This is a genomic window from Streptococcus mitis (assembly GCF_003943905.1).
Taxonomy (GTDB): domain Bacteria; phylum Bacillota; class Bacilli; order Lactobacillales; family Streptococcaceae; genus Streptococcus; species Streptococcus mitis_BC.
Window position 1 is genome coordinate 704,671 of the sequence record NZ_RJNS01000001.1, and the last position, 11,985, is coordinate 716,655.

At 42.1% G+C, this 11,985-nt stretch carries 9 protein-coding genes; all 9 read right to left on the reverse strand.

Annotated features, from left to right (window positions below; all coding sequences use genetic code 11):
* Window positions 1-13: 13 nt before the first annotated feature.
* Window positions 14-502, reverse strand: coding sequence for a GNAT family N-acetyltransferase (locus tag D8854_RS03595; protein WP_125449651.1), 489 nt, complete (start codon window positions 500-502; stop codon window positions 14-16).
* Window positions 499-966, reverse strand: a complete 468-nt coding sequence (locus D8854_RS03600; protein ID WP_125449653.1) for a GNAT family N-acetyltransferase — start codon at window positions 964-966, stop codon at window positions 499-501. Before D8854_RS03600 ends, D8854_RS03595 begins: the two co-directional genes overlap by 4 nt.
* 9 nt (window positions 967-975) lie before the next feature.
* The gene (murC, locus tag D8854_RS03605; RefSeq protein ID WP_125449655.1) at window positions 976-2,310 is read right to left on the reverse strand and encodes a UDP-N-acetylmuramate--L-alanine ligase; all 1,335 of its coding nucleotides are present in this window, start codon (window positions 2,308-2,310) and stop codon (window positions 976-978) included.
* A gap of 11 nt (window positions 2,311-2,321) precedes the next feature.
* Entirely contained in the window at window positions 2,322-2,933 is a 612-nt protein-coding gene (locus D8854_RS03610; protein ID WP_125449657.1) for a cystathionine gamma-synthase, read from the reverse strand.
* Between the two features lie 47 nt (window positions 2,934-2,980).
* Window positions 2,981-6,076: a DEAD/DEAH box helicase gene (locus tag D8854_RS03615; RefSeq protein WP_125449659.1), complete on the reverse strand. Its 3,096-nt coding sequence runs from the start codon at window positions 6,074-6,076 to the stop codon at window positions 2,981-2,983.
* Window positions 6,077-6,168: 92 nt separating this feature from the next.
* Window positions 6,169-7,335, reverse strand: coding sequence for a MalY/PatB family protein (locus tag D8854_RS03620; RefSeq protein WP_125449661.1), 1,167 nt, complete (start codon window positions 7,333-7,335; stop codon window positions 6,169-6,171).
* Between the two features lie 7 nt (window positions 7,336-7,342).
* Window positions 7,343-8,437 carry a cystathionine gamma-synthase gene (locus D8854_RS03625; protein ID WP_125449663.1) on the reverse strand — a complete coding sequence of 365 codons (1,095 nt, stop codon included), beginning with the start codon at window positions 8,435-8,437 and terminating at the stop codon, window positions 7,343-7,345.
* Between the two features lie 145 nt (window positions 8,438-8,582).
* A complete protein-coding gene (locus tag D8854_RS03630) occupies window positions 8,583-10,541 on the reverse strand; it encodes a peptide ABC transporter substrate-binding protein (protein ID WP_125449665.1) in 1,959 nt (652 codons plus the stop codon).
* 561 nt (window positions 10,542-11,102) lie between these two features.
* Window positions 11,103-11,985 (reverse strand): LPXTG cell wall anchor domain-containing protein (locus D8854_RS03635; RefSeq protein WP_260469221.1); only part of this gene is annotated, 883 nt, incomplete at its 5' end.

Here is an 11,985-nt window from a genome sequence, read left to right on the forward strand (position 1 = left end):
ATATTTCTTGTTTTCAAGGCTTCCAAACCATATCATACCATGTTTCCCCAGCAAAGCTTGACTGGGATATTCCTTCATTAACAAAGCCATGTTTTTCGTAATAGGAGATAAGGTAATCATGACAAGTCAGGTTAATGCCTTCTCGTTCATGTTCTAAAGCGACTTCTTTCAGAGCCCTTAACAGTCTTTTCCCCACGCCCAAAGCTTGTGCCTCCTTAGCTATGGAGAGACAAGTCACAGAGATATAACCTCCAGGTCGATGGCTATAGTCTTTTATTTCTTCTGTAAAGGACTGATCTTGTAGATGACGATGTGGGACGACCGGACCTTCAATGTAGCCAAGGATACGTCCCTCTTTTTCAGCGACGAGAAAGCTGGTCTGAATTTCACGTAAATGCGCCTCAAAGACCGAACGAGGAATGGCTTCCTCAAGGGAGAAATTCTCAAGCTCTATCTCTAAAATACGATCTAAATCCGAAAATCTTGCTTGTCTGATTTTCATATTTCCTCCTGATAAAAAGGATTAGCCCAAATCAGATACCATTCAGAACCACTGTCATATTGACTCCCTGTCACTTCTTCTTCAACAAAGCCATTCATTTCAAAATATGATAGTAGCTCATCAGGACTTTGCAAAAGAATACCTTGGTAATCTAGCTCGACAGTCACCTGTTTCAAGGCTGCAAGAAGAAGAGTTCCCAGCCCTTGTCCCCAATAGTCAGGATGAATGGTCAATGATTTTATTTCTATCCATTTGGGATGAATAGACTGATCTTCTCCCAAAACATAGCCCAAAAGCTGATTTTCATCCCCAGCTACAAGAAAGGTACCCGCAGACTTGCGGATACTCTCTTCTAAGGATTGGCGGCTAAGTGCCTCTTCTAACGAAGGATTGGCTTCTTCAATCGCCAACATTTCTTCTAAATCTGATAGGGTAGCTTGCCTTATAGTGATTGGAATTTCCATCTGTTTTCCTTATTGGACGTTGCTTGTCAAGTTAGACAAAAGACGTTCAAATGAATATTCATAGGTTTGGATGTCTCCAGCACCCATAAAGACGTAAACGGCATTGTCATGGTCTAGGAGTGGAGAAACATTTTCAACTGTGATGACTTGGTTTTTCTTAGTGATCTTGCTAGCTAGGTCTTCTACCTTGACATCTCCGTGATCTACCTCACGTGCTGATCCATAGATTTGCGCTAGGTAGACGGCGTCTGCTTGATTCAAAGCATGGGCAAATTCGTCCAACAAGGCAATGGTTCTTGTAAAGGTATGCGGTTGGAAGATTGCTACGATTTCCTTGCTTGGATATTTCTGACGAGCCGCATCCAAGGTTGCAATGATTTCTGTTGGATGGTGGGCGAAGTCATCAATGATCACTGTATCATTGACAATTTTCTCAGTGAAACGACGCTTAACACCTGCAAAAGTTTTCAAGTGTTCACGGACCAAGTTCAAATCAAATCCAGCTGTGTAAAGAAGACCAATAACAGCTGTCGCATTCATGATATTGTGACGACCAAAGGTTGGAATGTGGAATTGTCCCAATTCTTGACCACGGAAGTGAACTGTAAAGGTCGAACCCGTTGTTGAGCGAAGGAGATCACTAGCTACAAAGTCATTGCCCTCTGCTTCAAACCCATAGTAATAGATTGGCGCATTGGCTGTGATCTTACGCAACTCAGCATCCTCACCGTAGATAAACAAACCTTTCGTGATTTGTTTAGCATAGTCATTAAAGGCATTGAAAACATCTTCTAGACTAGTGAAGTAGTCTGGGTGGTCAAAGTCAATGTTGGTGATGATAGAGTATTCTGGATGGTAAGGCATGAAGTGACGCTCATATTCGTCTGATTCAAAGACAAAATATTTGGCATTTTCTGAACCACGACCTGTCCCGTCACCAATCAAGAAGCTGGTGTCTGTGATATGAGACAAGACGTGAGACAACATACCTGTTGTTGAAGTTTTGCCATGAGCTCCTGCCACTCCCATGCTGACAAAGTCACGCATAAAGCTACCTAGGAATTCATGATAACGTTTGTAGCTGATACCATTTTTATCGGCATAGGCGATTTCAACATTGTTATCTGGGCGGAAGGCATTTCCAGCGATAATCTCCACATCACCTTGCAGGTTCTTTTCATCAAAAGGAAGAATCGCAATCCCTGCCTGCTCTAGTCCACGTTGAGTAAAGTAGTACTTTTCAACGTCTGACCCTTGAACCTTATGCCCCATTTGGTGCAACATCAAGGCCAAGGCACTCATCCCTGATCCCTTGATTCCAATAAAATGATATGTTTTTGACATGCTTTTCTCCCCTACTCAGTAATTCTTGTCAGATTCAACTCTTGGGCAACCTGACGTTCCTGTTCTGTTTGCTTATTCTTTTTATTATAGATTTGACTCTTCTTTAGAAAATCATAGTTGTTCTTTTTATTTTTTCCCGTTTGGGTTTTCGGAGTTGGAGTCGCCACTTGGCCAACCTCTTCAGCTAGAATATAGTGAGACTGGATCAAGTTTTTGCTAAACTTGGCAAACTCACCTGGATTTTCCTTTTGAAACGGCGCTGTTGGTTGGTTTCCTTGACGAACAAGTGTTGAACCATTGTGTCGTCTGGTATGACTAACATCCTGAGTCAAATACTTGGCTGAACGTTTCTTCTTCAAGTCCGCACGCGCCTCTTCTCGAGCCAATTCAGCATACGTTTTTTCAACTTTTTTAGGTTCTGGGCTCGGCTTTGACTCCTTTTTAACCACTGGAGAAACTACGGTTTCTTCCTCATTGATAGGAGACCATTCTAAATGATTTTTATCTCGGTAATCACCTCTGATATTGCTAATAAAGTCTGACTCATCGTACAAGTCCATGACTGGCATTTGGGTCAGCATGATCTCATCATCTGACACCAATGGAAATCGATCTTGTTTCATTTTGTATTTCCTTTCAACACTTCATTATAGCGTATTGTCTTGATTTTTCAAGTGCTGGCTTCAGAAATTCCCAAAATTTCACGAATTTCTGCCAGACTGAGACTCGCACGCGACTCCGTACCATCTAAAACTTGGGAAACCAAATGTTTCTTTTGTTCTTGAAGTTCTTGGATTTTCTCTTCAATGGTCCCCTTGGTAATCAAACGATAAACCTCGACCATCTGCTCCTGCCCCATTCGGTGAGCGCGTCCGATGGCCTGGGCTTCGACAGCCGGATTCCACCAGAGATCAACCAAAATAACCGTATCAGCTCCCGTTAGATTAAGACCGACACCACCTGCCTTCAGAGAGATGAGAAAGGCGTCTCTTTCTCCCTGATTAAAGGCCTTGGTCATCTCTTGTCTGTCTTGAGCAGGAGTTGAGCCTGTGATTTTGAAAGAAGTCAAGCCCAAGTCTGGAAGTTCTTGCTCGATTTTTTCCAACATTCCTTTGAATTGTGAGAAAATCAAGACACGATGCCCACCAGCAGCCACTTGTAGCAATAAATCTCGGAGACTATCCAATTTACCACTGGCTCCTTGGTAATCGTCCATAAAGAGAGCTGGCGTATCGCAGATCTGGCGCAAACGCATGAGACCAGATAAAATTTCTACCCGACTTCTCTGGAATTCTTGATCTGTCACTTGCGCTAGGCGGTCTCGCATCTGTTGCAACTGGGCGAGATAGATGGCCTTCTGCTGGTCTTCCAGTTCATTTTTATAGACGACTTCGATCAGATCAGGCAGTTCTGTAAGAACTTCTTCTTTCTTACGCCTCATGACGAAGGGTTTGATAAACTGCGCGACTCGGTCAGCCGGTAATTTCATAAACTCCTTTTTACTTGGTAAGAGCCCCGGAAGCACAATTTGAAAGATAGACCACAACTCTCCTAAATGGTTTTCGATGGGCGTACCTGACAAAGCAAAAACTGCTGGCACCACAAACTGGCGCAAACTCTGAGCAATCTTGGTTTGAGCATTTTTCATGACCTGGGCCTCATCTAAAAAGAGAAAATCAAAGGACTTCTCTTGATATAGCTCGCTATCTTGACGAAAGCTCGCATAGCTAGTCACATAGATTTGATGATTTTCGGAAAGAATCACTTCTCGATTCGCTTTCAAACCATGAACAACAGCTAAATCCAATTGTGGTGCGAATTTCCTGAATTCATCTGCCCAGTTATAGATCAAACCTGACGGAGCCAAAATCAAGACACGACTATCTTCTGTCACCTGACTTGTCAAAAAAGCAATGGTTTGCAGCGTTTTTCCCAGTCCCATATCATCTGCTAAGATACCACCAAAGCCATAGTGATAAAGCATCTGAAGCCAACGGACTCCCTTTTCCTGGTAGTCTCTCAAACTCGCCTGCACCCGTATATCTCCTAAAGGAAAGTCCTCTGGATGAGTCAAATTATGAGCTAAATACTGAAATTCCTCTGTGAAGGAGATCCTGTCTCGACCTTCAAAAAGTTGAGAAAGGCTATAAGCTAGGGATTTTCGCGCTTGGAAAGAACCATCTTTTAGCTCAACCCCCAGTTCCTGTAAATTTTGACGAATCTGCTTGGTTTCCTCATCAAAAAAGTACACTTGGTCAGAGGAACTGATATAGAAATCCTGATTGCTGGTCAGGGCTTTAAGAGCTTGATCAATCTCTTCTTGGGCAATCCCTTGGAAATCAAACTGGATTTCCAACAGTCCCCCCTTAGACTCGATCTGAACCTGAGGAGCTTGGACGCTATAGAGCTGATTCATCTCATCAGACAAGAAAACTTGACCCAACTTCTCAAAAGCAGGAATCGTATGGTGAAAGAAAGAATAAACTGCCTCTGGCTTCAAAGCCTGTCTCCAAGACTGAAAATCAGCCTCAAACCCAGCTCCTAAACATACTTGAAATAGTTGGTTTTCCAAGACAGCATCGCTTGAAAAAGGTAATTGTTCCAGCTGTTTACGACTAGTCACCTTAACATCTCCATAGTCAAATTGGATATCCAAGCGGATGCGGCCATCATCCTCCATATCAAAGAAAAAGATTGGTGAAAAGGGTCTGATTTGCAAGCGCTCAGGAGCAGACACTGTTCCTAGCTGTGCAAACAAAGGCAGGCAGGCAGCCAGACGGTCGCGATCACTGTTATCAAACTGGAGGCATTTTCTCCCATTTTCTTCCTGAGGAAGCTCATTGATTTCCTTTAAAAGACTGATTTGTTTAGGATTTAAGAGATAAAAATTCCCCTTACGAAAGAGAACCGCTCCCCCATAGAATACGTTGACTCGCTCAGTCTCAGAAATTTCCATCTCAAAATAATCGGGATACTCCTTCACGGAAAAAGAGAAAAGGTTTGCTTCTGGATCTAAATCATGAAAAAGAAGATTTTCATAACTAGTAATCTGATGTTCGAAATGAAAATCTTCCAAGTTCATCAGCAACTCTACCCCCTGCTCAAAAAAGGTCAGAGGGAAAAAGAGGTGACGACCTTGATTGGGGAAAAAGAGGTCTTGGCTCAGTCCCTCCTCAATCAAGCCACATAAAAAAGTAAGAACTTCTTGACTAGCTGTATCAAAAGCATCCCAAGACAAGTCATTTTCATAGTATTTCCCAATCATATATGGTTTTCGATGGACTAAAACCTTCAAAAAGAGAGGGATATCACGAATGACATAATATTTTTGACTATCAACTAAACCGATTCGGAGAGTCCAAAGGAGGCGATTGGTTCCAGCTTCCACCTGACCTTGAGCCGACAAAGTGTAGATTTTCTCTCTCTTCTGAGGTTGGATACGCTCCAAAAAACTACCGCCAAAACTAACCTTGGTTTCGACCTCTTCTTGCTCTTCATGTCCTTTTTCTAAGGCTTGTAAAATCACTTGGCCTTCTTCATCATTTTTCAGATAATGCTCGAGCGCTGCGAGGTGAACACAGTAACCTCTTTTTTGGAAAAAATCACAAGCACAAAAAACAAGATCATCCTCTAAACTGTAGCGCAATTCTTCTCCCGCAACACGAGTATAGAGGCGATTCCCTTTTTCCTTGATAATCTCAATGTTGCCCGTTTCATAGAGAGTAACACCCTCCATGCGCAACTTTCCCGGAATCAATTTAGCCATAGTTACCCCTTTATCTTATCTTTTCATTATACCACATTTTCCCCTATGAAAATAGCCTTCTAGGAAGACTTTTCTCCTAGAAGGCTGGATTTTTAAAGTGTAGCAAAAGTGGTCACGATGCGTTGGCAAACCTCTTCCAGTACTGACTTCGGCATGGCTACATTGAGGCGGGCATGAAGGGCTCCCTCCTCTCCAAAGTCCAAACCTCGGTTCAAGATAACCTTGGCTTTATTCTTCAAAATCTCTTGCAAGCGGTCATCCGTTAGGTCATAGGCCGAAAAATCAAGCCAAATCAAGTAGGTACCTTGCGGTTTCATGACCTTAATCTTGGTTTCGTTGCTCAAAACATCCACTACATAGTTAATGTGGTCCTCGATAACTTCTTTTAGTTCTCCTAACCAGTCCTTACCATAACGGTAGGCAGCTTCTGTCGCCAAATAACCCAAGCCTGAGATTTCATGTTGGTTATTGGCCAACTGGCGTTTTTGGAAAGCCAGACGAAGCTTGGGATTTTCAATAACTGCATAGGAATTCTTGGTCCCAGCAATATTAAAGGTTTTAGTGGCACTGCTCAAGATAAGGGCAAAGTCTTTAAAGGTAGGATCAATGGTGTTGAAAGACTGGTGTTTGTGACCAAAGAGGGCCAAATCTTGGTGAATCTCATCTGAAACCAACAAAACACCGTGTTTTTGGCAGAGATGGCCAATCTTTTCTAACACTTCCTTTTCCCAAACACGTCCACCAGGATTGTGGGGATTACAAAGAATATAGAGTTTCACATCCTCTCCCACCAATTCCTTCTCCAACTGGTCAAAGTCAATCTCAAACAGCCCATCCTTTTCCACCAAAGAATTGGTAATCAATCTGCGATTGTTCAGTTTGACACTGCGGGCAAAAGGTGGATAGACCGGTGTATTAATCAGAACAGCCTCTCCTTCTTTTGTAAAGGCTTGAATGGCTGTTGAAATAGCTGGTACCACTCCCTCGATAAAGACGAGGGCATCCTTGTCAAAGTGATACCCATGTTGACTGGCTTCCCAGTCCTGAACCGACTTTATCAAAGCATCGCTAGCATAGGTATAGCCATAGACCAACTGATCTGCGTAGGCTTGTACAGCTTGTTGAACTTCAGGCAAAACCACAAAGTCCATATCCGCTATCCAAGCTGGTAGAACTTCTCGATCAGCTTCCGCTTCTTTCCATTTATAGGTATGGTGCCCAAAACGATTGGGCAGGCTTGTAAAATCATATTTTCCCATATCTATCTTATCCTTCCAAAGCTTGACGCAAGTCCGCAATCAAATCTCTAGCATCTTCAATCCCAATTGACAAGCGCAAAAGGTCATCTGTCAAACCGTAGGAATGGCGCACTTCTGCTGGAATATCCGCATGGGTTTGAGTCGTCGGATAGGTAATCAGACTCTCCACCCCACCCAAACTCTCAGCAAAAGAGAAGACCTTGAGGCTGTTCAAAATATGAGGAATGCGTGTTTCATCGGCTACTTTAAAGGAAATCATTCCCCCACGACCAGTGTAGAGCACTTCCTTGACTGCTGGAGAATCCTTCAAAAAGGCAACCACTTCTTGGGCATTCGCTGTAGAACGTTCCATACGAAGAGACAAGGTCTTAAGACCACGAATTAACTGATAACTATCAAATGGTGACAAGACAGCACCTGTCGTATTGAGATTGTAGAACAGTTGTTCATATAGTTCTAAACTATTAGTCACAACTACCCCAGCCAAAACATCATTGTGCCCTGCTAGGTATTTGGTAGCTGAGTGAAGAACAATATCCGCACCATCTTCAATCGGTCGTTGGTAAATCGGACTGTAGAAGGTATTGTCTACGACTACTTTAGCCCCCTTGTCATGAGCTAGTTTTGCTAGTTTTGCAATATCAAATTCCAACATCAAAGGATTGGTTGGCGTTTCGATATAGAGAACATCTACATCATTCTCCAGCTCAGCAATCAACTCTGCTTCAGTATTGGCATAGGTAAAATGGAAGCGGCCTTCTTGCTCCACTTGGTTGAACCAGCGAAAAGAACCCCCATACAGATCGCGCACAGCCAAGACTTTACTTCCCACTGGAAAAACACTAAAAGCCAGTACAATCGCCGCCATACCTGAGCTCGTCGCTAGGGCATAGTCTGCTGATTCGATTGCAGCCAAGACTTCCTCCGCCTTACTGCGAGTTGGGTTTTTAGTACGCGTATAGTCAAAACCAGTAGACTGACCGAATTCTGGATGCTGATAAGTTGTTGAAAAATGAAGCGGAGTTACCAAGGCACCTGTAACCTTATCTGACTTGATTCCCGCCTGGGCCAAAATTGTGTTGATGTGTAGTTCTTTGCTCATACAATACCTCCAAATCTATAGTAACTATTGTACCACTTATTTTCGCCAACTCATTTTCTTCTTTTCAAGAGCTAGTTATAGTTTCAAACTATATAAAAGCGATAGTTCCTTGAGAAACTATCGCTTTTCCTGTTGAATAGACCGGTTATTTAACGTGTTTTACCAAGTCTTCTTGGGCTTTCTTATTTGATTCTTCTTTTTCTTTCAGCCATTTTTCTTTAGCTTTTTCATACTCATCAGCCGTTACAGTCTTATCTTGCAACTTGAGGTACTTGTATGATTCGACACCCTTATTTCCAGCTTGTGAGAATGGCGATGAGAATGGAACTGTCTTTCTCAGGCTAGGTGTTCCACCAAGGGAAACATTTGGAATTGCAAGGGCGCTATCAACGAGCCAAGCTTGAATTTCAGCATACTTTTCATAACGTTTTGCTGGATCTTGCTCTTTATTGGCTTCTTCCAACATTTGAGTATAGGTATCAAGTCCAACTGCCTTAGCCTTGTCATTGACCTCACCTGGTTCTAAACCAAAGTTTTGCAACATACCTCCGCTATTAACATTAAAAATATCAAGATAGCTTGACGGATCTAAGTAGTCAGCATTCCAACCACCATTGTAAAGGTCAAAATCCTTCTGGGCTGCTGTCTGAGCTAAATAACCAGAGCTATCATAATCCTCTGTTGACAGTTGTTGGATATCGATAACCACGTTCTCAGTTCCAAGAATAGATTCGATGGATTGTTTCATTGAACTAATCCCTTGAATTTCTGACTTATTGGTCATTTCAACAGTCTTATCCAAGTGAATTGGGAACTGAACACCCTTGGCTTCTAGTTCTTTCTTAGCTTCCGCAAACTTAGCTTTAGCCTTGTCAGGATTGTAGTAAGGATCCTGAGCATCAGCAAAGTTGATTCCTTGCCATTCTTGGCCATAGTTGACCATCTTTTCGGAAACAACATCACCAAAGTCTTTTCCGTTGATACTTACAAATGTAGGAGGTACAACTAGGTTACGAATAATCTTCGTTGCTCCGTCTTCCCCTTGAGATTGTGCCCCATAGGCCGTACGGTTGTAGGCAAAATTGATAGCTTGGCGGAAGTTTTTATTCAGAACTGCTTCTTGGGTAGATTTCTTTTCGATGTCAGTCGTTTTAGAAGTGAAATTATAAGATTTTCTATCTAGGTTAAAGTTCAAGTAGAAAGAAGTGGCATCTTGCATGCTGTAGATGATATTGTCCTTATTCTTCTCTTTAATCCCTTCAAAACTTGAGCTATTTGGATAGAGACGTGCGTAGCTGTATACTCCTTCTGTAAAGTTACGTGCTAGGGCATCTTGGTCACTTCCATCATAGTAGGTCAATTTCACATCGTCCACAAAGACATTTTTAGCATCCCAGTAATTCGGATTTTTCTTGTATTCGATGACGGATTTTGAAACAAAGGACTTCATCAAGAAAGGTCCATTGTACAAAATGTTAGAAGGATCAACCTTACCAAAATCATCCCCTTTTGATTTCAAGAAATCAGCATTGACAGGGAAGAGAATGGTTGAAGTTGTTTTAGAATTCCAGTAAGGTTCTGGTCGAGTCAAAGTGTACTGAACCGTTTGGTCGTCAATCGCCTTAACACCGACAGTTGAAAAGTCTGTTGTTTTGCCGTTGATATAGTCATCCAAACCTGCTACAGAGTCTTGAACCAAGTACAAGGCTTCAGATTTTTTATCTGCCGCATATTTCAAACCTGTCACAAAGTCTTGAGCAGTTACAGGGGCGTATTCTTCACCTTCGTATGTATACCACTTGGCATCTTTACGAAGTTTGTAGGTATAAGTCAAACCGTCCTTGGAAACGGTCCAATCCTCCGCTAAAGATGGAACATAGTTTCCGTATTGGTCATTTTCCATCAAACCATCTACCAGATTGGTAACGATATCATTGGTTGTTGCACGGTTCTCTGCTAGATAGTTCAAACTAGATGGATCACTAGAATAGACATAGTTATATGTTTTAGATGAACTTGCTGAGTTCCCACATGCGCTTAGTAGGATACCCGCGCTTAACACGACACCTGCCAGTGTCAGATACTTGGCCTTAGACTTTTTCATTTCCAGAACCTCCTGTTTTAGATATTTGCCTTATTATACAGCTTTAGTTTTATTTAGTCAAGCAATTCCTGTCACAAAAGGTCGAAATTATATTATTTTCTCTACAAATTTTAGATTTTTATCTATTTCGTTAGGGATATGCAATGCGTAGTGTAATATTTTTACCCCTTATTCCTAAGTACTTTAAAAGCTGTCTTGTGATTCAGATATTCTCTTTGGCGGTGATTAATAACTAGCGAGATATCATTAAGTTCTTTAGAACGTTTAGAAATGGAAGTCCATCACTTTTGATTCCAATATCAAGTTGGAGACAATCAGCAAGGATATAAGATGCATAGTATTTGATTTTTAAAATTTCAAAAATTTTAGAATGACGATTCTCGTCACTTTGAATGTTACAAAAGAGAGAGAAGCAATCTGCTTCTCTCTCATGCTTAATTAGATGTCACTCTCCACAGTTGACAAAGAGGCGAAAACCCCAGATAGCCTTGAGCCATCCGGGGTTCTTGTTTTCGTCGCTAAAATGATATCAACAATTTCATTTTAGCCGATTTTTGGGACTTAGTCTTCTAAATCCATTTCAGAAGCTGCTGATTTCTTCTTCTTGCCAAGAAGAGAGGCAGTTGCCAAGGCAGCTACTCCTAATCCAAGACCAGCAAATTGGTTACTTGCAGTTCCTGTGTTTGGAAGTTTTCTACCGTTTGAGCGTCCTGGTCCAGCAGGTTGCTGTGCAGGAGCTTGTGAGTGGTTCAATGCACTTGAGATTGAAGCACTGTCAGACAAGCTAGTTGAGGTACTTACGCTGTCGCTCAAGCTTGTGCTTGTTGATACTGATTCACTTGTGCTGATTGAAGCTGACTGGCTAGCTGATACAGATGCTGAAGCTGATTGACTTGCTGAGTCATTGCTTGTGCTTGTTGAACCTGAACCGCTACCTGAGTTGTTGCTTGCACTGATTGAAGCTGATTGGCTTGCAGATACTGATGCGCTAGTTGATTGACTTGCACTTACAGATGCTGAAGCTGATTGACTTGCTGAGTCATTGCTTGTGCTTGTTGAACCTGAACCACTACCTGAGTTGTTGCTTGCACTGATTGAGGCAGAAATGCTGTCACTCAAGCTTGCGCTTGTTGAGACTGACTCACTTGCGCTGATTGATGCTGAAGTACTATCGCTCAATGACACACTTACTGATTTGCTGAGTGAAACTGACTCACTTGCACTTACAGATTCAAGGTAGCTAGGAAGGTTAAACTCTGGCTTAGATTCGCTTGTTGGCTCACCCTTACTATAGCTGAATGAGTTAGATTGTTGTGACGCACTTGTACTCAAACTGCTTGAAACGCTATTGCTCAAGCTTACTGAAGTACTTGTTGAAACTGAAGTACTACTTGAGTTGTTGCTTGCTGATTCAGATGCACTGATTGAGGCTGATACGCTATTG

What these genes read in the sequence shown, in the direction of transcription:
- D8854_RS03595 (WP_125449651.1), bottom strand. Translation starts at nt 502, where the DNA reads ATGAAAATCAGACAAGCAAGATTTTCGGATTTAGATCGTATTTTAGAG.
- D8854_RS03600 (WP_125449653.1), bottom strand. Translation starts at nt 966, where the DNA reads ATGGAAATTCCAATCACTATAAGGCAAGCTACCCTATCAGATTTAGAA.
- murC (WP_125449655.1), bottom strand. Translation starts at nt 2,310, where the DNA reads ATGTCAAAAACATATCATTTTATTGGAATCAAGGGATCAGGGATGAGT.
- D8854_RS03610 (WP_125449657.1), bottom strand. Translation starts at nt 2,933, where the DNA reads ATGAAACAAGATCGATTTCCATTGGTGTCAGATGATGAGATCATGCTG.
- D8854_RS03615 (WP_125449659.1), bottom strand. Translation starts at nt 6,076, where the DNA reads ATGGCTAAATTGATTCCGGGAAAGTTGCGCATGGAGGGTGTTACTCTC.
- D8854_RS03620 (WP_125449661.1), bottom strand. Translation starts at nt 7,335, where the DNA reads ATGGGAAAATATGATTTTACAAGCCTGCCCAATCGTTTTGGGCACCAT.
- D8854_RS03625 (WP_125449663.1), bottom strand. Translation starts at nt 8,437, where the DNA reads ATGAGCAAAGAACTACACATCAACACAATTTTGGCCCAGGCGGGAATC.
- D8854_RS03630 (WP_125449665.1), bottom strand. Translation starts at nt 10,541, where the DNA reads ATGAAAAAGTCTAAGGCCAAGTATCTGACACTGGCAGGTGTCGTGTTA.